General features: G+C 47.0%; 15 protein-coding genes. 14 read left to right on the top strand and 1 reads right to left on the bottom strand.

Features of this window, described 5'->3' with window-relative positions; translation table 11 throughout:
- Positions 1-6 precede the first annotated feature (6 nt).
- The 5 genes from SMSP2_RS06980 (at position 7) to SMSP2_RS06960 (ending at position 7,912) form a co-directional block, all read left to right on the top strand.
- Complete coding sequence (locus tag SMSP2_RS06980) at positions 7-1,791, top strand: sodium:solute symporter family transporter (protein ID WP_146683268.1); 1,785 nt, start codon at positions 7-9, stop codon at positions 1,789-1,791.
- Between the two features lie 39 nt (positions 1,792-1,830).
- The gene (locus SMSP2_RS06975) at positions 1,831-3,558 is read left to right on the top strand and encodes a glycoside hydrolase family 3 protein (RefSeq protein WP_146683267.1); all 1,728 of its coding nucleotides are present in this window, start codon (positions 1,831-1,833) and stop codon (positions 3,556-3,558) included.
- Between the two features lie 12 nt (positions 3,559-3,570).
- A complete protein-coding gene (locus tag SMSP2_RS06970) occupies positions 3,571-5,445 on the top strand; it encodes a DUF2264 domain-containing protein (protein ID WP_146683266.1) in 1,875 nt (624 codons plus the stop codon).
- A gap of 106 nt (positions 5,446-5,551) precedes the next feature.
- Positions 5,552-6,715 carry an AraC family transcriptional regulator gene (locus SMSP2_RS06965; protein WP_146683265.1) on the top strand — a complete coding sequence of 388 codons (1,164 nt, stop codon included), beginning with the start codon at positions 5,552-5,554 and terminating at the stop codon, positions 6,713-6,715.
- A 63-nt stretch (positions 6,716-6,778) separates the two neighbouring features.
- Complete coding sequence (locus SMSP2_RS06960) at positions 6,779-7,912, top strand: C45 family autoproteolytic acyltransferase/hydolase (protein WP_146683264.1); 1,134 nt, start codon at positions 6,779-6,781, stop codon at positions 7,910-7,912.
- A 108-nt stretch (positions 7,913-8,020) separates the two neighbouring features.
- Here the strand turns inward: SMSP2_RS06960 and SMSP2_RS06955 are convergent, their stop codons facing one another.
- Positions 8,021-8,602 carry a hypothetical protein gene (locus SMSP2_RS06955; protein WP_146683263.1) on the bottom strand — a complete coding sequence of 194 codons (582 nt, stop codon included), beginning with the start codon at positions 8,600-8,602 and terminating at the stop codon, positions 8,021-8,023.
- A gap of 698 nt (positions 8,603-9,300) precedes the next feature.
- Here SMSP2_RS06955 and SMSP2_RS06950 point away from each other — a divergent pair.
- The 9 genes from SMSP2_RS06950 to SMSP2_RS06910 all read left to right on the top strand — a co-directional run bounded on the left by SMSP2_RS06950 (position 9,301) and on the right by SMSP2_RS06910 (position 24,589).
- Positions 9,301-10,170: a hypothetical protein gene (locus SMSP2_RS06950; RefSeq protein ID WP_146683262.1), complete on the top strand. Its 870-nt coding sequence runs from the start codon at positions 9,301-9,303 to the stop codon at positions 10,168-10,170.
- Positions 10,171-10,401: 231 nt separating this feature from the next.
- Positions 10,402-11,310, top strand: a complete 909-nt coding sequence (locus SMSP2_RS06945) for a hypothetical protein (protein WP_146683261.1) — start codon at positions 10,402-10,404, stop codon at positions 11,308-11,310.
- Between the two features lie 38 nt (positions 11,311-11,348).
- Positions 11,349-14,456, top strand: coding sequence for a sialate O-acetylesterase (locus SMSP2_RS06940; RefSeq protein ID WP_186804909.1), 3,108 nt, complete (start codon positions 11,349-11,351; stop codon positions 14,454-14,456).
- A 64-nt stretch (positions 14,457-14,520) separates the two neighbouring features.
- The gene (locus SMSP2_RS06935) at positions 14,521-15,495 is read left to right on the top strand and encodes a hypothetical protein (protein ID WP_146683259.1); all 975 of its coding nucleotides are present in this window, start codon (positions 14,521-14,523) and stop codon (positions 15,493-15,495) included.
- Positions 15,496-15,521: 26 nt separating this feature from the next.
- Positions 15,522-18,497, top strand: a complete 2,976-nt coding sequence (locus tag SMSP2_RS06930; RefSeq protein ID WP_146683258.1) for a DUF6259 domain-containing protein — start codon at positions 15,522-15,524, stop codon at positions 18,495-18,497.
- 24 nt (positions 18,498-18,521) lie between these two features.
- Complete coding sequence (locus SMSP2_RS06925; protein ID WP_146683257.1) at positions 18,522-21,500, top strand: DUF6259 domain-containing protein; 2,979 nt, start codon at positions 18,522-18,524, stop codon at positions 21,498-21,500.
- 105 nt (positions 21,501-21,605) lie between these two features.
- The gene (locus SMSP2_RS06920) at positions 21,606-22,700 is read left to right on the top strand and encodes a Gfo/Idh/MocA family protein (RefSeq protein WP_146683256.1); all 1,095 of its coding nucleotides are present in this window, start codon (positions 21,606-21,608) and stop codon (positions 22,698-22,700) included.
- Positions 22,701-22,732: 32 nt separating this feature from the next.
- Complete coding sequence (locus SMSP2_RS06915) at positions 22,733-23,509, top strand: type II secretion system protein (protein WP_146683255.1); 777 nt, start codon at positions 22,733-22,735, stop codon at positions 23,507-23,509.
- 36 nt (positions 23,510-23,545) lie between these two features.
- On the top strand, positions 23,546-24,589 hold the full coding sequence (locus SMSP2_RS06910; RefSeq protein ID WP_146683254.1) for a LacI family DNA-binding transcriptional regulator: 1,044 nt from the start codon (positions 23,546-23,548) through the stop codon (positions 24,587-24,589).
- Positions 24,590-24,601 lie beyond the last annotated feature (12 nt).

Below are 24,601 nucleotides of genomic sequence, written 5' to 3'. Positions count from 1 at the left end.
ATTTGAATGGATAACACCTGGTTAGAATATTCTGTTATAGCGGGTTATTTACTGCTTCTTATAGCTGTATCGTTTGTTTTCAAACGGCTCAGCACAAATAAGAGTGATTATTTCCGCAGCGGCTGCCGCGGCAAGTGGTGGCTTGTGGGAGCAAGCTGTTTTATGAGCTGTTTCAGTGCGTGGACGTTTACCGGAGCCGCCGGCGTCGCTTTTGAGGCGGGCTGGTCTGCTATGATTATTTTCCTCGCTAACGTTGTTGCGTTTCTGGTTAACGCCGCTTTTCTGGCCCCCTGGTTCAGGCAGCTGCGTGTTATCAGCCCTCCAGAGGTTATCAGAAACCGTTTTGGAGAGAAAACCCGCCAGTTTTATGCCTGGATAACGGTTCTGACACAGATGTGTTTTTCCGCACTTCATCTCTACGGCCTTGCGATATTCAGCTCGGCGGTTTTTGGCTATGATGTACAGGTTATCATATTTGTCATAGGTTTTGTTGTTCTGTTTTACTCAATGCTGGGCGGCAGCTGGGGTATCATGGCCAGCGATTTTATACAGAGCAGTATCCTGATGCCGATGACAATACTTCTGGCGGTGCTCTGCATGATTAAGCTGGGCGGCATTGACGGGTTGTTCAGCAAAATCAAAGAAGCCGGACTTAGTGCCGATTATAAGATGTTTAACGAGCCGCAGAGGTTCAACTCAAATTATACATATTTCTGGGCGTTTATAATACTGGTAAAAAATGTTACCGCATTTAACTCGCTTACCAACGCTCAGAGATTCTTTTCGGTAAAGACCGGAAATGAAGCCCGCAAGGCAGCCCTGCTCACCGCGGTTTTGATGTTTATCGGGAGCCTGATATGGTTTATCCCTCCTATGACGGCAAGGCTTATGTTTCCCGAGGCGGTTAACTCTATAGCCATTGCCAAACCGGCAGAGGCCTCTTACGCTATTGCGGGTATGAATCTGCTGCCGGTGGGTCTGACCGGACTGATGGTGGTTGCTATGTTTGCCGCTACTACAAGCTCAATGGATTCGGGCCTTAACCGCAATTCCGCTGTTATAACTAACGACATTTTTCCGGCTGTATGCCGCGCGTTGCGTATTAAAGAGCCCGATGAAGACAGCCGTGTGCTGCTTTTAGTAGGCCGAATTACAACGGGCCTTATGGGATTGATGGTTATGTCTATTGCGTATTATTTCTCAATAAAAGACAGCAAAGGCATATTCCAGTACATGCTTGATATAAGCGCGATGCTTATGGTGCCGCTTCTTACTCCGATGCTGCTTGGTCTGCTTGTGCAGAGAGTTCCGCACTGGTCGTGCATCTTCTCTGTTATTGTCGGCTTTATTGTTTCGGCAATGGGCTTTTTCAGCGGAAGTGAGTCGAGCCTGATTCAGTCTGTACCTTTCCTCAAAGAGCCATGGCTCTGGCAGACAAAGACAGCCGCTAATTTTGCGGCCTCTATAAGTGCGTTCTATTTCACAAAACTTTTCTGGAAGAGCGCCGGCCAGGCATACAGGGAACAGGTCAAAGAGTTTTTCGTTCGAATGAAGACTCCGATAGATTTTGCCCGGGAAGTCGGCGTGGGAAACGATTCAAGACAGAGCCGGATGGTTGGGCGGATATGCCTGGTAATTGGTGCTGCAGTGTGTTTTTTAATGCTGCTTCCAAACCCGTGGTCATTCTTTGGAAGGTTTGGGATACTTTTTGTCGGCGGTTTTGTCGCTGCTATAGGGTTACTGCTGATCTCTACAAGCGGGGAATCTGCGGACGATTCAGTTGTAAAATAAATATGAAATGATGTAAATTGATAATTTAAGGAATTTAAAATGAGTCCAGAACTAATGGAAAAAACAAGCAGGAAACAGAGCAAGAAAGAATTGATAAGCAAACTTATCGCAGAGATGAGCATTGAGCAGAAAGTCGGCCAATGTTTTGTGATAGGTTTTTGCGGTACTATTATAACACCGGAAATACTGCGTAGAATCCGCAATTACTATCCATCAGGTATCAGGGCGGGGCTGACCTTCCGCAGCAAGACCGCAAGGCATGACCCCTATGCCACAAGTCGGGAATTTGCCGACAGGGTTTTGCGTTCTCCGGTACGCAGCGTAAAGGACTACGTGGAAGATAACACCGTTCCGCACTGCACAAACGAAGAATACTGCCGCTTCCTTAACACCATGAAGCAGGAAGCGTTGGATAACGGTCTTGGAGTCCCGCTGCACGTTACAATGGATATGGAAGGCGGCGTCAGCTGTGATTACACCAGAGGCGGGATATATAACTTCCCAATGCCGATGGGCCTTGCAAAGAGCGGCGACCCGCAGCAGGCGTACAACGCCGCGTGGGCTACAGCCAGACAGCTGAGGAGTATTGGCGTTAACTGGCTTCATTCTCCGGTACTTGGCGTAAATACTGAGCCGCTGAATCCGGAAATATCAGACAGAGCTTACGGTGAAACTGCCCAAGAGGTGATTAAATTTGCCACCGCCGCGTTTGAAGGTTACAGAGACGGCGGGCTGATAACTTCTGGCAAGCATTACCCCGGCAGAGGTGCCTCCAAAGAAGATGCTCATGCCGGCCTGCCGTACATCAATCTTGACAAAGGGCAGATGCAGGAACATTTAAAACCTTTCCAGGCGCTGGTTGATGCCGGGATTCCTTCCATCATGACTGCCCATACTGTATATCCGGCTTACGATGACAAAGAGCCGAGTACACTTTCTAAGCCGCTTCTTATCGATCTGCTTAGAAATGAGATGGGTTTTGAGGGAACCGTTACAACTGATGATATAACAATGGGCGGCATCGTTCAGAAATACGAAGTTTACGAGGCGTGCAGGCGTTCAATAATGGCCGGTTCTGATCTGATCCTTCTGCGGGATGAGAGCCCGTTGATTGATGAGGTTATCGAAAAACTGGTTGATTCTGCCTACAAGGGCGATCTGCCGGAAGAAAGGCTTGATGAGGCTATTGCCCGTACGCTGAGTGTTAAGTATGATTATGGTCTGTTCGAAAACGGTAATCTCGCCGACGAGACAAAAGCTGATGAGGGTTTTCTTGACCCCCGTGTAGCTCAAATTGCGAAAGAAACCGCCGAGGCCAGCTTGAAGCTGATGAGAGATGAAAACGAAATTCTGCCGTTAAGCCCGGACACTAAGGTTATTCTGGTAGAACAGCGTAATCCGCTCCATGTACGTATCAACAGCCAGAAATGCCACCCTGGTATCTTCTGGGAAATCATGTGCAAACACTCTGAAAACGTCGGCATTGTTGAGACTGAAATGTGCTATACTGATGATGACAAGGCCAGGATAGAAAATCGTCTTGATGAGGCGGATGTGCTGGTAGTTACTAACTATTTCGACAGAAGAGAGCATAATGACACTGATTATATCGAAGAGCTTCACAAAAAAGGCAAACCGGTTATTGTTGTTACAAACTCTCACTATCCGCTCACAGTTTCCGATAAATTCAAAACCGTGATCAATACATACGGCGTTGCGCCTGAATCTCTTGAGGCCGCGGCAGAACTTATCTACGGTAAAAAATAGTCAGGTTTTCTCATGCAATATTTCGATTTACCAATTACAAAGAACCCTGTAAAAACCAGAAAAGATGTGCAGACGGCAGTTTCTCAGCTGTGCAGTCCTTTAAAGGATCTCTACAGCCCGGGCTGCGCAAGGGTTTACGCGGGCACCAGCGGTGCTAATTACGAAGAAATCGCCGCGGTTATGGAATCTTTTTCCCGTCCTCTCTGGGGCCTGGTTCCGTTAGTTGCCGGCGGCGGAGAAACAGAACTTTGGGATAAGTGCATCGAAGGCATTAAAAACGGTACAGACCCTCAGCACCCTGAATACTGGGGTAAAATATGGGATGTAGATCAGAGAGTTGTCGAGATGCCTCCTTTAGCCCTTGGCCTCTCGCTTGGCAGTGATGTAATATGGGACAGCTTAGACGAGAAGCAGAAAAAGAATTTTGTCTGCTGGCTGGACCAGTGCAATGATAAGGAGCTTCCCGATTGTAACTGGAAGTTTATGGCTATACTGGTCAACATGGCTTTTCAAAAGCTCGGGCTGGATTATAATAAAGAACGCAACGATGAATATCTTCAGAGAATGGAAGATTTCTACATCTCTGACGGCTGGTATTCCGACGGCTATAAAAGAGAGCAGCGTGATTATTATATCCCCTTCGCTATGCACTATTACGCTTTGATCTATGCCCATCTCATGTCTGATATTGACCCTGAAAGGTCGCGGCGCTTTCGTGAACGTGCGGCGGAGTTTGCCAAAGATTTTATCTACTGGTTTGCCTCTGACGGTTCTGCCGTACCTTTTGGCAGAAGTTTGACCTATCGTTTTGCGCAGGGTGCCTTCTGGGGTGCTCTGGCGTTTGCCGATGTTGACGCGTTCGATGACTGGGGCATTGTAAAAGGTCTGTATTTAAGGCATCTTAGATGGTGGCTGCGTCAGCCTATCTACTATCCAAACGGGATTATGTCTATTGGTTATTGTTATCCAAACCTGTTTATGTCTGAAATTTATAACGCTCCGGGCTCACCCTATTGGGCTTTTAAGGCGTTTCTGCCGCTTGCCTTAGATGAACAGCATCCATTCTGGCAGGCAGAGGAAAAACCCCTGCCGGAGCTGAAGGCGACTGTGACCCTGGAGCATTGCAGAATGACAATCTGCCGCGACAAAGACCACGTTTTTTCGCTGACTTCAGGCCAGTTCCCAGGTATGGAGTTCAGTCATAACGCTGCCAAGTATTCTAAGTTCGCGTATTCAAACAGGTTTGGATTCAGTGTTCCAAGGGAAATGAACAGCCTTGAGCAGGGGGCTTTCGATTCAACGCTGGCACTTATTGAGCAGGACGACAATGTTTACAGAACCAGAAGAAAGTGCGAACAATTCGAGATCAGCCCTGAATGTATCTATTCATTGTGGCGTCCATGGAACGATGTATCGGTCAAAACATGGCTCATCGCGGCTAATCCCTGGCATGTCAGAGTGCATTTGATTGACAGCCGGAGGAAATTAGTTGCCGCGGAGGGCGGTTTCGCCCTGTCAAGAGAAGAAGACTTACAGTACCCGCCGGATTCTGAGACAATTCACTGTGAAAACTCACTGGCGGCGGCAAATTACCCCTGGGGCACCAGCGTTATCGCGGACTTACTTGGAAAACGTGACCCGCAGATAATTAAGCCAAGCCCGAATACCAACCTGATACATCAAAGGACAGCGATTCCGATGTTGACCGGCCAGCTGGATAAAGGCATAAGCCTTCTGGTTTGTGCGGTTAGAGCCAATACAGATACGGAACTTAGCGAGATGATATCCGCTAAGCCGACAGCCACGGTTGAATCGGGCAGTCTAAAGATATCAATCCCAGGTGCCAAGAGCCCTGTTTTTGAGTGTGATATTCCCGATCTTAAATGATTTTACTGATTAACACGCTGCCGTAAATTTAAAGCGGCGGCGTTTTTTTTATTGTTTTGCGATGGTGACCTGATACAATTACCGGCAGTCATTGGAGATATAATAAATGCCAAATATACCCAAGGTTATTCTGCTTATATCGACTGCCCGGGGTTATGATCGTGCTTTGTTGTCGGGCATAACAAAATATGCCAGACTTCACGGGCCGTGGACGTTTTACAACGAACCGGGCGGTCAGCATGAAAGAGTTATTCCAATTTTGGAGAACTGGAATGCCGACGGCATAGTAGCGCATGTCTCTGAGCTTGAACAGCTTGAAAAACTTCGCCGCCCCGGGCTGCCTGTTATAGCTTTTGGAGGGAAGCAAAAATATCACAGCGTCCACACAATCCATCCTGACAGCGGGGCTATCGGCAAAATGGCCGCTGATTTTTTCTTAGAGAAGAATTTCCGCAACTTTGCATTCTGCGGTTGGAGTGATATGTACTGGTCAACAGAAAGAGGGGAAGCGTTCAGAGATGAGCTCAAGAAGCATGGATTTAAAATTCAATTCTACAGCCGCCCGCAGATGCGGTACCAGCGGCCCTGGGAAAAGGAGCAAAAATTGCTCATGGACTGGCTAAAGTCACTGCCTAAGCCGGTGGCGGTTATGGCCTGTAATGATGACAGAGCGCTGCACATTCTTGAGGCGTGTAAAAATCAGGGAATTTCAGTCCCTAATGAGGTGGCGGTTTTAGGTGTTGATAATGACAGACTGATTTGCCATCTGACAAATCCGATACTCTCCAGCATAGAGCTTGATTACGAAAGAACAGGTTATGAGGCCGCGGAATTCCTGAAAGAACTCATGGACGGGGCGAAATATGAGCCGCGGATGATATCTGCCTTCCCTCTTAGAGTAATTGAAAGAGGCTCAACCCCTGCTCTTATTACAAACGAGCCGTTAGTCGCAAGGGCGCTTGATTTTATCTACGTAAACAGTAAACGTCCAATCCAGGTTACCGATGTCGCCGAGGCGGTTGTTGCTTCACGCAGGACACTTGAGCAGAAATTCCGCAACGAGAGAAACCGCTCTGTATTGCAGGAAATACGCAGGGCAAGAGTTCAGCGGGTTGCCAGAATGCTTGAAGAAACAAATCTCTCCATTTATAAAATTGCTATAATTCTCGGTTTTACAAGCGTTAACAATATTTCACGTTATTTCAGGCGTGAAACCGGTATAAGCCCCAGCGAACATAGAGAACGATTTGGCCAGATAATCAGGCAGTAATTATGTTTATAGCTGACAGATTTAAGGTTATAGTTGTAAATTGTTATAAATAAAGGAGTTAATATGAAGATTGTACGTTTATCGCTCACATTGTTTCTGATTGTTTCATTCGTCGCTGCCGCGGTCGATCGAAAACTCATCGCGGAGTGCGGCAAGGGGTATCTGGAGACGGTTGACGGCTATCCGGTTCTGCATCTTAAGGGCACACCGCAAGAAATGGGTACCCAGCACGGCACACTGTTAAAGGAGCATATCCGCCGGAATATCCAGTACCTCCTTCACGGCAGGGAAGATATAAAACTCGATTTCTGCGGGATTAAGCTAACACCCATGATGATAGCCGCTGGAATAAACGAGATATTTTCTGATAAAATTCCGCCGGACTATATCGCTGAGATGAAGACGCTGGCAAAGGCTGCCGATGTTCCCGAGCTTGAAGTGTTCGCAACCAATTTGATACCGGAGCTTTTTCACTGTTCGGGTTTTGCTCTGCTCAAAGACGCAGGCTCAACCGGCAGACTTTATCACGGCAGGGTGCTTGATTACGGCGTTGACTGGAAACTCCAGGACCACGCTGTTCTGATAATTGCAGAGCCCGAGGGCAAGATCCCCTTTGTCAACGTCTCGTATGCCGGCTTTATCGGCTCTGTAACCGGTATGAACACCGAGCAGATCAGCATCGGCGAGATGGGCGGCGGCGGTGTCGGCATGTGGAACGGGATTCCTATGTCATTTCTCGTGCGTATGGTGCTTGAACAGGCTGGCTCACTTGAGCAGGCTGTCTCTGTATTTACTGATAATCCAAGGACTTGCGAGTATTACTATGTAATCGCTGACGCTCGGGCAGATGACGCGGCGGGTCTGTGGTGCCTGCCGGAGAAGGTTGAGCGGGTAAATCCGGGCAGTTTTCACGAGCTGCTGCCTGAGCCTGTGGAGAATACGGTGCTGCTATCCTCCGGTAAACGCTACGCGAATCTTGCCAGGCTGGTGCGTGAAAACTACGGAAAGTTTGATGAGCACGCCGCGATCCGTCTGATGGATCACCCCGTAGCAATGAAATCAAATCTGCATAATGCCCTCATGATACCCCAGGACGGCGTGATATACGTCGCCAACGCCGACAAGGACGGCAGTCCGGCATGGCAGCAGAAGTACTATAGGTTCGATATGAATGAGCTGATTGAAAACCGCCCGTAAGTCCCGAAAAGCCGGACGGCATTTTATCAGTATCGTAGAGCAAACTCACGAATTTGCTCCTGCATAAATATTTGTAAACCGTTGCAGAAGTTGAATCCGTATTTATTGCTAATAGCTCTCTTTGTAGATGGTTTCCAGACCGTTTTTACCACCGCGGAGTTTTGCTAAAAAGTCCGATTTTACTTTACCGCATTGGCCGTAGCCGGTAACCTCGAAGTCAGTGAAGTTTGAGTCAGTTTTGATTACATAATAATTGGCTGCCGCTCTTATGGTTTGATAGAATCCCCGCACCGGCGTGACATAGATGTATTTTTGCGGGATAGTTATGCGGTTTCGGTTTTGTTTCACAGAATCATGTTTGCAGATGCTTAAAGATCCGTCTTTAGTCACATAATCGCTGCCCTGCTGCTGAACAGGCTGTCTCTCACTGGAAATCTTTGAGGCGGCACTTTTGCTCTGGTTTGGAAGCCGTTTTTCTCTGTGTATCCGGCGGGATATGTTAATCGCTTCCTCAAGAGCTGCCTCAGCAGCGACATTAGCGACATAATCCTTCTTTGATTCTTTAGAAAAGAGAAAAAACTCTGCTTTTTCTTTTATAACTGTCGTAGTAACAGCCGTAGTTATCATCAAACCAACCACTGCAAGCGGCATTGAGCTGCCTCTAAATCGTCTGTTGCCTGTTCTTAACATTGTCATGTTCCTTTTTGCTCTGTAAGGCAGGGTCTGTTGTTATTTAGACCTAAACCTTATATATTGTTAACTCTGACTGATTTTCAGGCGTAAAAATTACAGGAACATCTTTTGAGTTTAATTAATTGTGTTAAAAGAGTGATACTTTTCATGAATCCTGCCTCTGTAATTTAAATCAAGTACTCATAATTCATCTTATAGCGCATGTACAAAATCTTATATAAAACAAGATAAATACTTTCATCTTAATGTTAGTATTATTGAGTAAGGCAAGCAACTCGTAATATTACGTGTTTTTAGCATAACTTTGGGAAAATGGGTTTTTAAGGGTGAAGTCCCTGTTTGGAAGTTTGTGTGATGGGTATTATAGAACATGATACAGTTTTATTTCTTATGCCGCTTAAACCGTTTTGTGTTTCGTAGCAGCAAAAAAATAAGAAGTCTCGTTTTGAAACGGTACATGTTATTTGCCGTGAGATGCCGTTTCCTATTTACAGATACTTGCTTTGACGGTTTTTAATATGATTCGTTAATGTCTCGACAACACATCACACCTAAAATATGCGCTAACTCCAAAAAAAAAGCAAATAATTATTTGACATAACCGTAATTTGTCTTTACAATAATTGCTAAATGATTGATATTGCGTAATATCATGTTTTCAGGGAATTGAAAATTAGTTTAATTGGAGAAAAACTATGTTGAGTAAAGGATTATTTGTTAATTACCTGGTGGTTTTGACGTTGTTTTGTGTGTCTTTTGTTTATGCAGATGCGTTACAGCTTATGTATGATCCGTTTAATGACAGCGAGCGGGACACTCAAAACCTGCCGAGTTCCGCAAAGTGGTACACCAGAAGTGATAGTTCAACGCTGTTTGTCAACACAGGTGTTGCTAATTACAGGATTGAAACAAGTGTTTCCGCCGGCAATCAGTTTTGGGCACATTTCACAGAAAGCGGCTCTCCGGTCAATCTGCAGGTAGGTGAGAGCATCGATTTTACATTTAACGCTCTAATGCCTGTAGCTTCTGACGGCAGCTGGGACAGGACTTTATGGTTTGGTCTGTTTAATTCCAACGGTACCAGGGATGCCGCGGACGGCTCGGGCGTAGGCGCTGCCAGAACGGATGATACAGGTTATTTTGTGATTACCAATCCCGGAGTCAACAGCATAAATCGTTCAACTGTCAACAAGGTTACGCCATCTACAGCAAGTGACCATTTTGTGCATTATACAAATATGGCAAATACGTCTTCATGGCCAATGCAGGCGGAGGCACAGTATCAGGTTGGGCTTACCGTTGCCAGGACCGGTGAGTCTGAGATTACTCTTAGCGGAAGAACCGGCCCGAGCAACTATACTTTTTCGGGTATAGTTGACAGCAGCGATGTCTATTCAGTTTTCGATACGATTTCTTTCTATTATGATGGCAGAGGATTTCCAGGCGATACCGGCGCGATAGCCGCCGATTATGTTACGGTGGTTTACAACCAGATACCAGAGCCGGCTACATTTGTACTTTTAGCCGCTATGGTTCCGTTTTTTAGGAAAACCAGGAAGCAGTAATTGTAATATGCAGCGTGAGGCATTTGTCTGTTGGTTCAGGCGGGCAAATGCCTCGTTTAAAAGTTTGATATTTTGGTACGTCATAATATTAGTTTGCGTATTTCAGCAATCATTGTTAAAATTAAGGCAGTATCAGTCGCGTTTTTTGCAGTTTGCAGAAAAGGTGCATTTTTTATAGAAATTTAGAGTTTTTTTAAAAATAACGATATTACGTATTATCAAGTGAGCCCGATGCAAAAAATTATCATATTTATTGTTGTATTTATTTCGCCGCTTATTGCCGGCTACGAGACACTTATGTATGACAGGTTTGCCGACGGTGAAAGGGTGTCTCAGAGCCTGCCGGACTCGGCAAGATGGTTTACCAAGATGCCTCCAGAGTCGGTTTTTACGTCGTCGCACGGACTTGACTACAGGATTGAAACCGCTCCCTACGGAGTTCAGCAGGTGTGGTGCCATTTCACGCCGGCAGGTCAGCAGGTATGCCTTGAGAGCGGCGAGCAGATCCGTTTGCGTGTTGTATTAGAGATGCTCAGCGGCTCTGATGCTTCGTGGGACCGGGGACTTATGCTGGGGCTTTTCAATTCAATGGGTACAAGAGATGAAACAGACGGGACTTACAGTTCTGCCAACAGAAACGATGATAATGGATTTTTCATAATCACAAACCCCGGTAAAACGACTTATAACTATGCCAAGCTGTGTATGGTTACGGAAAATACTTCAAGCGATCATTTCGTTAATTACACTGTGTTAAATACTTTCACATCTTATAATATGTCAACAGAGGCAGTTGATATCAGCTTTGATATTCTTCGTGTCCCCGGCGGTTTGAAAATCAATTCGGTAATCGGGCCTTACTCAAGTATTTATGATGAGTTTATACCGATAGAAGACGGCTCAGATTACCTGTGCTTTGATACTATTTCTCTGTTTCTTGACGGCAGGGCCTTTCCCGGTGACATTGGGGCTTTCGGGCTTGATTTTGCCGGTGTTTATCTCTACCGGACTGATGCATGCAGCGAAACATGCGGTTACGGAAACAGGCTTGCCGGCGATATTAACAGGGATTGTTACGTCAATATTATTGATTTTTACGTGCTTTCACGTCAATGGCTCTGGGAAACTGCCCTCCAGTAAAGCGGCGGAAAAATAGAATTTTTATAGAGAAAAATTTTATGAATTACAAACTTTTAAGATTATCAGTTGTTCTGTTCACAGTTTTATGTTCGGGAATCTTGTACGGTGAGGTCGTATTTGATGATGATTTTGACAGTTCCGCTCTTGAGGGATGGCTGTTATCATACGACAACACAGATACTGAGAATTGCAGCTATCAGGTTTCTGATTCTAAGATCATGCTTACAAATATAGCGCCTACCGGTGAAAATCTGTGGACATCTTTTGGTTTGCGAAGGTACGTTGACAACGTTGGAGATTTCCATCTGCGTGTCGATGCGTTGTGGCAGCAGCAGGAGATAGTAAGTGCTCCGTTTATAAAGGTGCTGCTGTATTCCGGCAGTGAGGTTGTGCTCTCGCTGAATTATGAGGACAACAGCAAAGCGGGCTTCGGAGTGTGCCGCAGTTATTCGTATCCCGACGGTTTTTCTCTGGTAAATTCAGTACCGTCAGCCCAGGGCAGTGCGGTTTGGGAAGCAGACAGGGTAGGCGAGGATATCGCTGTAAAACTAAACGGAGAGCCGTTTTTTAAATGCACCAACTCCAATCCTATAACTCTGGTGCGTGTTTACTTCCAGGGATACGCTTTTACATCTTCCAGTATGGCATGGAGCTGGCAGCCGCCGCTTACCATAGGCCTTGACAGGATTGCCCTGTTTGACCAGGCACAGAATACAATCCCGCAGGATCCTTCGCTTGTGCTTCCTACGATATTTTCAGATAATATGATTCTCCAGCAGAATGAGCCCGCACCTCTCTGGGGCAAGGCGCCGGCAGCGAGTGATGTAACGGTGTCTCTGGGAGATAGTCAGTGGCAGACCACGGCAGATAATAACGGAGAATGGAAGATAACATTGCCGCCGCAGCAGGGAGGGTTTGATTCGCACAGGATTACTGTAACCTGCGGTGATGAATTTGTTGAGCTCAATGATGTCCTTTTTGGAGAAGTCTGGCTCTGTTCGGGTCAGTCAAATATGGAGTGGTGGCTTGGCTATACCAAAGAGGCCCAGCAGGCACTTGATTCAGCTCCTGATGACTATCTGAGGGTTTTCAGTGTATATAAGGAAGTCTCAGATACTCCGATGTATGACCCGAGAGGGCGCTGGCTTTCATGCAGCCGCGATACTGTCGGCGATTTTTCCGCAATTGCCTATCAGCTCGGACTCTACTTCAAAGAGCAGCTCAATGTGCCTGTAGGCATGGTGGTAGCGGCATGGGGCGGAACCCGGGCGGAGTGCTGGATGAACAGAGAGCTGCTTGAAGAAGATTTTCCTGATTTGATCGCCAGGTGGGAGCAGGATCTGGAAGATTACGATCCGGATACAATGGATTATTCGTTAAATCCGATGCTGGCCTACTATCGGCCCGGCGGTCTGTACAATGGCATGATAGAGCCTGTGATGGGTTATGCCTTTAAGGGTTTTGTCTGGTATCAGGGCGAATCTAACGCTTCAAGGGCGCAGGAATACCGCACATTGTTTCCGGCTCTGATAGAGCAGTGGCGGCGGGACTGGGCGAGTGATCTGCCGTTTATCTTTGTTCAGCTGCCAAACTATGGAACCCGCTCTGATGAACCAAGAGATAGTGAATGGGCCGAGCTTCGAGATGCCCAGAATCAGGCATTGCTGCTTGATAAAGTGGGTATGGCTGTTACTATAGATATAGGCGAGGCAGACAACATACATCCCGATAATAAACCAGAAACTGCCCGCCGTCTGGGGCTTGAAGCCCTTAAAATAGCTTACGGCTGGGAAAATCTTCCGCAGAGTCCGCGGCCAAACGCTGAGACGGCTTCACGGTGTTCCGGAAGCATAAGGCTGCAATTTGCTCCTGTAGGCGAGCAGGGCCTGGGCAGCAGCGGCGAGACGAACAGTCCTGCCGGGTTTACCGTATGCGGAAGTGACGGAGTTTTCTACAAAGCTCAATGTCAGATAGTGGATGAGCACACAGTAATTGTCTGGTCAGACCAGGTTGAGCAGCCTGTTGAGATGAGATACGCCTGGGACTACAACCCAATTGCTCAGCTGATAGACAAAGCGGGCGGCCTGCCCGTTGGCACTTTCCGCATAGAGGCGGCAGATATGGGCAAAGACTTGACAAGTGATGTAAACAAAGACTGTTATATCGACATTAACGACTGGCAGGTTCTTTCTCAGCAGTGGCTCGAAACAAACGATCCTGAGAGCCCCGAGGCCACTCCTCTGTACGGTGAAACTGAAGAGCAAATTCTCATGCATGATGAGTTTGCTGACGGAGAACGAAATACTCAACTGCTTCCCGATTCGGCTAAATGGCTCAAACGCCTCTCCGGCGCCGTAACGGTTGACACGTCTTCGGCGGATTATTACATGCACCTTGACGACTGCACATCTCAACAGGTTTGGGCGCATTTTACCCAGCCGGGCAGCCCGATAACACTGGGGGTTGGCGATTCTCTGAGTTTTGTGATGCGGCTAAGCCTTCCGGTGGCGGCAGATACGTCCTGGAACAGGGCTTTGATGTTCGGGCTGTTTAACTCAATGGGTACAAGGGATACAGTTGACTATACCGGAACCGGAGCCCAGCGGAGCGATGACAGCGGTTATTATGCCGAGACAAATCCGGGACGAACTACCATGAGCTACGCCAAGATACAGAAAATGATTCTGCAGGAAGGCTCACAGTACAACGATCATTTTTCTTTTTATGAGACATTGGTTGCCTTCAGCTCGTTTACCATGCAGCAGGGCACTGGGTATGATGTCGAGTTTGGAGTGGAGAGAACAAGCGAGACATCGCTGAGCATTGACGCTAAGGCAGGCCCGGGATATTATGTTACCGGGATTGTAGATGTTCCCGCAGAACAGAGATATTTTTCTTTTGATACCATTTCAATTTTTGTTGACGGGAGAGCGTTCCCAGGGGATCTGGGCAGGCTTACCGTTGATAAGGTTCTGTTAAGCCATAACTGGAGAACCTCTGCGGGCAGCTGCGCCGAAGTTATCAGCACAGGCCAGAGAATGCCGGCAGATATAAACTCTGACTGTTATGTGAATTTTGAAGATATAGATATCCTCGCATCTCAATGGCTTGAGTGCCAGGATTTCAACAACCCGTTATGTATATAAGCGACAGGGTATTGAATTTCCCTGCCGCGGCAACTTAATATTATTTTTTTAAGGAGATTAAATTATGTTAAAAAAAGTATTGTTACCGACTCTGGTAATCTTGAGTTTGACATTCACTGTCGCTGCCCAGGATATTATCAATGCAACAATTGTTAACGACCAGTTCACTGACAGAGAGCGCCACACACAGGATATACCATACTCGATGCACTGGTTTTCAAGAATGGCTGCGGATTCAATCTTTGTCAACACAGAGGTTCCCAATTACCGCCTTGAGACACTGGAGGCCGGTGTTCATCAGTTCTGGGCACATTTTACAGGGCAGAATTATGCGATTCCCAATTCTATCGCGGTTGACCCGATCACGCTTGAGGTCGGTGAGACACTAAAAGCGATAATCAGGTTTCAGTTTCTTGAGCCTTCAGACGCATCTTTTGACAGAGCTTTGATGTTTGGCCTCTTTAATTCGAACGAAACCAGAGACACCGGCGACGGCTCGGGCACCGGCGGTGAAAGGGTTGATGATACCGGATACTTTGTGATCACAAACCCCGGCAGAACTACCGACGGCTACGCCAGCATCAGAAAGGTTACAGAGGGTACATCCACAGATCACTTCATCAGTTATCAGTTGTTAGACACTTTCCGTTCTTACAACTGTCAGGACCTGGTAACCGACATGGATATCGCAGTTACAAGATTAGATGAGACGACGCTCAGTCTAAGCGCAAGGGTCGGCCCCGGCTACATCATCACAGATGTGATCGATACGCCTTCTGATCCTGACTATTTCACATTTGACACGGTATCGGTATTCGTTGACGGTCTTGGCTTTCCAGATGATGATGTCGCTGTAAGCGTTGACAACGTATGGGTTACGTACGAGCTTTACCCTGATACATGCGAGCAGCTTATGCTTTTCGGCGGCGGATATACAGCGGATATCAACGAAGACTGTCATGTTGATATTGCGGATTTTGCCATGCTGGCAGATACCTGGCTCAGCTGCAATGACCCGGAAGATGTTAACTGTAACTGATGTATTATAGCTTGAAAGGTATGCCAATGAGACTGCCGAACTTTTGTAAATTTTTATTTATGCCGTTTCTTCTTGTTTTGCCGCTGATGGGTGAACAGGTGGTTGAAACCGGAGATACCCAGATATGGCAAAGCAGGCCCGGCTGGGTCAGCAATTCTGCCCGCCACTTCAGTGTGGAGGTAATAGACGGCATCCGCTTTACTATCGATGAGATTGGTATGGGAATGAAGTGGGTCTATTACCCTCAGGACGATATAAATATTGAAGATACCGGCTATGTCTCGTTTATGTACAGAGCCCGCAGCATTCCGGTCTGGAATGAATATGCCCTTTCTCTTGGACGGGGTGCGGCAAGTCCTGTTTATCTGACTGAGTTGATCGACGATGGATGCTGGCATCTTGCCTGGGCCTCTGTTGACGGGATTAGCTCAGTGGATGCGGTCAATTTGCATCTTCAGGTGGACAGGAGCGGCGGTTTTATGGAAATAAAAGATTTAAAATTCACCTCTGCCAAACCTGCAAGATTACTTGACAAAGAAATTGATATTCTGTCAGGATTGGAGGATTCAGCCGGTTATGAATTTTTGCCGATAATGGGCAGCATTGCCTCTGGCGACTGGTTCACAAGAGCCGGTTATGAATCCGGATTTCCCTCCGAAGAGGTTACTGTCTCAGGCATACCTTTCAAGCTCTCCGGCAACCCCGTCAAACATATGGAAACCGGTGTCGAAAATACAGGCCAAATCGAATGGAGGCATAATTTTAAATCCGAATGCCTCTATCTGCTTCTTGGGGGATATTTTAACGGAGATGAAACGCCGTCTATCGGGTACAGACAGAGAAATAAGACCTCCATGCCGGATCAGTTAGCCGTTGTTATAGCCTACCAGGACGGCAGCGAGGATTTTCTGTTTCCTGCAAGAGTCGAAAGCGGCGTTCATTGCATCAGCTCGGGTCTGGGAGCTTACTATGTGAATTTGTCCGATAATAAACAGGTCTCAAAGATTAAATTTACAGATAACATCCGTAACGGCTCTCTGGCGGTTTTTGCCATGACAGCAGGCAAATCAATAGAACTGCCGGCTCAGGGCAAACCGAATAATTTTATAACGCCGCGGCCCAAAATACGCAGCGGTTCAATGAGACAGGTCTGCGGAAGTATAGACATAAGGTATGACCCGGACGGCAGGCTGTATTCCATTATCAATAGAGACCTCGCCGCCCAGTGGCTCAAAGAACCGGCTTACATCTTCGAGACGGACACAGCCGGTAAAGACCTTGAGGGCTCTATTAAAGTAAATGAACTGGAAGATGGCCAGGTTGGTGTGTCACTGACACTTAGCAATAAGACATCCAAAGATGTTAAATTCAGTGTGAAATTCCCCGTTCTGAGCGGGCTTAACCCCGGCGGCAGCTCATCTGCGCTTTCGTACTTCTTCCCGGGAAGAACAAATCTCATCAGTAATGAGAATACATACGTTACATCTGATTATTCGGGATACTTTCCTTTTCAGTTTGTAGATGCCTGGCACAGTGAGAGCGGCGGAGTGTACATTAACGCAAATGATTCTTCAAATAAAAAGAAGCGTTTCTGGCTGGATAAAGATACCGATATTGAAATCGGCTGTGAATATCAGGAACTGCTGCTCAAGCCCGGCCAGACGATCACTCTCCCTCAGGCGACCATCGCTGTTCACAATGGAGACTGGCACGAGAGCCTTGAGGGTTACAAAAAATCGCTCTCCAAATGGTACAGGCCTGCTGTCAGTCGTAAACAGTGGTTCAGAGAAGTATTTAATTTCAGGGAGCAGTTTCTGCATTATTCCTGGCCGGTGCCGACCGGCGCATTTGACAAAGACACAAAAGAGCTTGTGCTCACCGATATGGTTGAGACAGATATCCAGGCATTCGGCGGAGTTGATTACCTGCACGTTTTTGACTGGACCTGGACGCCGGAGCACGGCAGGGTCGGCGATTACGTGCCGTGGGAGTATCTAGGCGGACATGAGCAGTTCGCTTCAGAGATAGCTAAATTACAGCAGATGGGCATACCTGTAGGCCTGTATTTTGAAGGTTATCTGGCAAGTCCGAAATCGGCCGTGGGCATTGAGCACGGATTGGAATGGCGTATGCTCGATGCAAATCAGAAACGCTACACTAAATACGGCGACAAGTTCCACATGTGTCCGGTGCAGAAGGACTGGCAGAACCACCTTATCTCCAGAGTCGTTGGAACATCCGAGCTGCTCAATGCCGACGGATACTACCTTGATCAGTTTGGCTTCTCGAAACAGTACCGCTGCTTCAACCGTGATCACGGCCACGAGATACCGACAGATTCGGTGCTGACCGAGATGGAGGTTACAAAACGTCTGCGCTGCCAGAGTCCTCTTTCTAAGGAATCTGTTATATATACCGAGGCCGTTCCGACAGACGTTACAAGCCAGTATCAGGACGGCAGCTTTACCACTACGGTAAGACAGATGAGGTTTCACGGAAGGTATGGCTGCGCAAGTCTGGCACGTTTCGTGATACCGGATTTCAAAATATTCGAGATACTTGTGGTTGATAAACCTACCCATGATGATTTCGAAGGCATAAAGCTGGTATTCTACAATGGTCAGGGCCTTTGGCTGATGGGCGGAGCGCATCAGTGGTATTCGCCCGAGGTAAGAGAGCTTATAAAGAAAACTCATTCTATTTTACGTAAATATAGAGATGCCTTTACAACAGACAATCCCGTTCCGCTGGTTGAGACCTTGAGAAGCGACGTTTCGGCAAACTATTTTCCGTCTGAAACCGAGCAGGTCTGGACGTTTTTCAACTTTGGCTTTGAACATATAAAGGCACCTGTGATAGAAGTCGAACATCTGCCGGGCAGCACATATTATGACTGCTGGAACGGCAGGCCCTTAGAGCCTGAGATTCGCGAAGGCAAAGCGGTATTGACTCTGGGTATCCGTCCGCGGGATGCCGGCTGTATTGTGAGAAAACAGAAATAAGAAACTTATAACAGGAAAACATCTTTGTCTGCAAAACTGAAAATATATATAAGTGTTTTATGTCTATTGGCCGCGGCTTCTGCGTACTGCGGCAGTGTCTGGACGCTTGACAGCACAGACGCTCAATTGTGGAGTGCCCGTCCCACATGGCTTGGCACTCCTTCACGGGATTATACGCATAACACCGTTGAAGGCGTCCGTTTTACTGTCAATGAGCTGCTCAGGGGCATGAAGTGGGTGCATTATCCGGCAATAGAGATTGATCCTGAAATTCCTCACTATCTCAAAATTGTTTATAAAGCCCATAATATACGTGTTTATCAGGATTATGGGTTTTTGGTTGACTCATCAGGGCAAAATCTTGCCACAATTGAACTCAGCGATATCATCGATGATGGATGCCGGCATTGTGAGATAATAGAAATGCCCCCTGACGCCAGGATAAATACAATCGCTGTCCAGTGTCAATCGGATAAGTCCGGGGCATACATGGAAATTGTATCGCTTTCTGTCTTTGACAGTATGCCTGAAAAAAATGTCTCTGATGAAGTAGAGTTGTCGCCGGGCGCAAGCGATCCTTTGTACAGTTTTGTTCCATTTGAAACAAATCAGACTGCCGCTTCCTGGCTTGAGCTTGCAGGTTACTCTCAAGACTTTGAATCTGCTCAGGTTACAGTGTCGGGCGTTCCGTTTAACGTTTCAGGAAATCCTCTGAGTGTGTTTGCAACCGCCCTTGAAGATACGGAAACTCTGAATGTAGATATAAATGACAGCCCTGGGGCGGTATATGTCCTGATGGGCGCGAGATTTACTGGTGAAGAATGGGCGTCTATCGGCTACGGAGATAGAAATAATATTGCCCAGCCCGATCAGATGAGGCTGGAACTGGTATATTCTGACGGCAGCGTTGAGAGGTGCCTTCCTGCCAGAGTCCAGTCGGGCATCCACCGGATCAGCAAGGGGCTGGGCGTATATTACATCAATACCCGCCCCGGCGGCCAGGTTGAGAGCATAAGGTTTATCGATAACATAAGAAATGGCCAGCTGGCAGTCTTTGCCGTTACGAGCGGGCCTGCAATGCCGGAAAAATCAGAGCCGGGCCGTACATCACCGCAGAAGTCATTTGACGCCGCGTCCGGGCCGCTCAATGTTTCCAATGACAAATTAGCAATCAGCTACGACAGTGGCGGGCAGGTATATTCAATAGCCAACAAGCTGACAAATACTCAGTGGCTCTCGTCGGCGTGCAGTATATACCAGGTTGAGGAAGTTGAGGGGCTGCCTCAGGCAGAATTAACTGCAAACGCTCTGCCCTCAGGGCAGATAGGCTTTACTCTTAAACTGACTAATAATACATCACGTAAAGTCCGCTGCAATGTTAAATTTCCCGTTATTTCCAATATCAATCCCGGCGGCGACAGCACTTCTCTTGGGTATTGCTTCCCTTTAAGAAGTCCCATAATCAACAACGAAAACACCTATATAAGAGGTGATTATTCGGGTTATGTACCTTTTCAGTTTATAGATGTATTCTATCCCGGGTCCGGAGGGCTTTACATAAATACTAATGATTCAGAGAATTGGGCTAAAAATTTCTGGCTTGATAAACTGAATGAAATCGAGATGGGCTGCGAATACGTTGAGCTTGAGCTTGGAGCTGATTCCGAGCTTGTTCTGCCGCAGGCAATTATAGGCGCTCACACCGGCGACTGGCATAGTGCATTGGAAGAGTACAAAGAAACCATGCACGAGTGGTACAGTCCGGCAGCCCCTCGCAAACAGTGGTTTAGAGAGGTGTTCAACTTCCGCCAGCAGTTTTTGCATTTCGGCTGGCCGGTCGAGACTGGTGCTTTCAATAAAGAGACCAAAGAGCTCTGCCTCTGGGAAATGGTTCAGGCTGATATAGAGGCATTTGGCGGTGTGGATTATCTTCATCTTTTTGACTGGGGCTGGACACCATCTTATGAGATGTACGGTGATTATGCTCCCTGGTCTTATCTGGGCGGCCACGAGCAATTCCGCTCTGAGATTCAGTCGCTGCAGAATAATGATATACCTGTGGGGCTGTATTTTCAGGGATACCTGACAAGCCTCAATTCAATGATTTCCAGATCAAAGGGCAGAGAATTTCAGATTCTAAACGCTGACGGGTTCAATATTGATGCCTTTGGAAGCCGCTACAAGATGTGTCCGCTGTCTAAAGGCTGGCAGGACCATCTCTTGTGCAGTGTTCTCAACGCCAATGACCTTCTGGGCATTAACGGGGTTTACCTCGATTCTTTCGGGTTTGGCCCTTCGAGTTATAAATGCTACAACCCGCTTCATCACCACCCATTACCGTCAAATCCGGCGAGGGCGGAGGCAGTCTTGACTAAAATAATCAGAACCAGCAGGCTGCCGCGTGAGTCGGTAGTCTATACCGAATCAATGCCGGTTGATGTAGGAACACAGTATCAGGACGGCAGCTTTACTACCGCAATCCGGCAGACTCGTTTTCAAGATTCGTACGGTTATCTAAGCATCGGCCGGTTTATATTGCCCGAATTCAAGATGTTTGAGATTCTGGTTGTTGACAGGCCCATTATGGACGATTTCGAAGGTGTCAAGCTCGTTTTCTACAACGGCCAGGGCATCTGGCTTATGGGCGGCGCCGGCGAGTGGTTTTCTCCAGAGCTTCGGGTTGTTATACAGAAATGTCATTCTATTTTGACTCAGCACAGTGATGCGTTTACTTCCGATTCGCCGGTGCCTCTTGTTCCGACGCTTGATCCGGAACTGTACTGCAACTTCTTTCCGTCAGAAGATAAGCACGTCTGGACTTTCTTTAACAGCGGTTTTGAGCATATTCGCGGTGAAGCCCTGGAGGTTGAGCACATTGACGGCAGTACATATTATGACCTCTGGAACGAGCGGCCGATTACGCCGCGTATCGAAGGAAACAAGGCATTTATCAATCTCAACATAGGCCCGCGAGATGTCGGCTGTATTGTTAGAAATTTTTAGGAGCGAACTAATAGCGATTTTAAGTGCATTTGCGGCAGTTCCGCCGCGTATGTTTGTGTATAAATGATTATTGAATTTGTAAAAGATAAATAAGAAAGGTTAACAATGAAAGTTGCAATAGCAGGATTGGGAAGCATGGGCATTAAAACTATTCTCCATTTAAGGAAGTCTCCCCATGTAACTCGTATTGCTGGTTATGATATTGACCGTGATAAACTTGACGCGGCACGTACTGAACACGGCATAGATGTATGTGAAAACTATGAGGATATTCTTGACGATGATGATGTTAAACTTGTTTATGTCAAGGCCTCCAACGATGCTCACAAAGAGCTTACGGTAAAAGCCCTTGAGGCCGGTAAAGCCGTAATGTGTGAAAAACCGATGGCTTTATCGCTGGAGGATGCCGAAGAGATGGTTCTTACGGCTGAACGGCTCGGCGGCTTTCTGCAGATAGGCTTTGAGCTTAGATACTCCAAGATGTTTGTTAAAATCAAAGAATGGATTGACCAGGGCCTTCTGGGAGATGTTGTATGCACCCACTGCCAGTATATATGCAGCGAGTTCCACGGCAAAAAGTCATGGAGAAACTATGAGTCCAACGGGGGGAGCATGTTCGGCGAGAAACTCTCTCATTACGTTGATCTGCCCAGATGGTGGATCGGTGATAAGGTTGAGAAGGTAATCTCAATGTGTGCCCCCAACGTAATACCCTATTACGAGGTAAAGGACAATTACCAGACCACTTACAGCTTCTCCAACGGTGCGGTAAGCCATTTGAGTTTTATGATGGCTGTTGCACCCACAATGGACAGGGATCCGCTGCAGAACCTTATAAGCGTTCACATGGGAGACGGCCACGAAAACCGCTACATTATCGAAGGTACCAAAGGCGCGGCATCAACAAGCATCTTTGACAGGCAGATTCGCCGCTGGGAGTTTGGTGATTCAGACTTCTGCATGACAAGTGAGCTGGTCGAGGAAATTACCTGGGATTCCAAATACGATGACAAATACGTCCATAATCTTGAGGACCAGGACATTGATATCGCCCAGAGGGTTGCCCTTGGCAAACCGCCGATGACCGATGCCCGTGATTCCTTTGAGACAATGAAACTTGTTTTTGCCGCGGAAGAATCTGCCAATACTTCTGATATTGTCCGCCTGGACGATTTAGTCCCCGTGCAGTCAAAGTTTTAAATACTATCAAACCCCTTTTTACCGAGGTAGAAATGTACAGTTCAAATAAAAACAGTTCTAAAGCATTTACGCTGATAGAGCTTCTTGTTGTTATCTCAATTATCGCTTTGCTGATGGCTATAATGATGCCTGCGCTGAATAAAGCCCGGAATCAGGCCCGCTCAGTTGTCTGTTCAGCGAAACTTAGAGATATGAATATAGGCTATCTGACTTATATCGCAGAATATGGAGACCGCTTCCCGCCGTACGAGCTCTCCATCGGAAAATACTGGACGGGGCTGCTCATGCCCTATCACGGTATGAATCCAGAAGAAGCTAACGAGCTTCGCACCTGTCCTTCGGCAACAAAGACAAGAGACTATCCCTATACCGGAAATTATCAACATAAATGGCACGGCAGCAGAGGTTCATGGCTCAATACCGAAGAAGCAGAGTACACCGGCAGTTACGGCTGGAATGCATGGCTCAACAAAGAAGGCATGATGTACATAAATTATGTTGACAGGTTTGATAAACCTTACAGGTCTCTGGGCTATGTAGAACATCCGGACAAAACACCGACTTTCGGCGATTGTGTGTGGACTCACGCTCTGCCCCAGACAAGTGATCCTAAACCGGACAACCTAACGGGTGATCTGCTTCCGGGCAGGTTCAACAATACCGCCACCTTTGCGATGGACCGTCATGATATGGCTGTAAATATAGCAATGGTTGACGGTTCTGTAATGCATGTTAATATTGAGGATATCTGGCAGCTGTACTGGCACAGAGGGTTTACCCCCCGGGAATTAGAGCTGCCCAAAAGATAGAAGCAAATTAAATTACAGCGAATAGAATAATAAATTATGGCTAAGAACGGTAAACGTGTAAGACAGATAGACGTCGCGAACGCTTTAGGCGTGCATCAAACCCTTGTTTCGGCAGTTTTAAGCGGCAATTTCAACAACAGCACCGTGCGGGTAAGCAGGGATAAGGTTGATGAGATTCTCAACGCGGCGAAAAAAATGGGTTACAAACCGAACAGGGCGGCTTACGAGCTTCGCGGCGGAAAGAGCTCTGTTATAGGTATTCTCATGCCTGCGCCTTCTTTGTCATTTATTTCAGAGAGGCAGATGCGTTTGATTGTTCTGGAGCAGATAGCCAACCAAAGAGGCTATCGGATGATGATCGGTCATATTCAGAACCCTGATATTGCTGAAAATTATGTCGATGACTTCATCTCACGCAGTGTTGAGGGCGTATTGTGCCTTCAGCATGAGCTCCAGGGCGACAAAAACTCTATTGTAAAGAGTTTGTCCAGAATAGAAAACGTAGTTTATCTGGGCCTGCCGGCCGGAGTTGAAGATGCCCATTGCGTGACCATGGACCATTGCGACGGTATCATACAGGCGGTTCATTACCTGGCATCAAAAGGAAGAAAAAGAATAGCTCTTGCACTGGCAGGTAAAAAGTTCAGGCCCATGATTGAACGTATGGAAGGTTACAAACTTGGGCTGGCAAATGAACGGATGGCATTCGATCCGGAGCTTATCTGGGTCGGCCCTGAAAAAGTTGTACCACAGCCCGAGTACATGCGGAGCATCTATAAAAAGCTCGTATCAGAAAAGAAAGCCGATGCTGTAATAGCTTCAAATGATGACTGGGCGATTATGCTAATGAAGCATCTGCATTCCAGGTCTATCAGGGTACCCGAAGATGTCGCCGTCATAGGATACGATAATCTCAGGGTATCAGCGATGACAACCCCCTCACTTACTACTATCGACGGCCGCGAAGAGGCAGTAGGCAGCAAAATGATCAATATGCTTCTCGATCTTATCGACAAGGGCAGCGTTGATCAGAAAGTTGTAACGGTAAAACCGAAACTTATTCCAAGAGAATCCGCATAGTTTTGTTCTAGT

The organism is Limihaloglobus sulfuriphilus (assembly GCF_001999965.1).
GTDB classification, from domain to species: Bacteria; Planctomycetota; Phycisphaerae; order Sedimentisphaerales; family Sedimentisphaeraceae; genus Limihaloglobus; species Limihaloglobus sulfuriphilus.
This window is presented reverse-complemented; position numbering and strand designations above follow the sequence as displayed.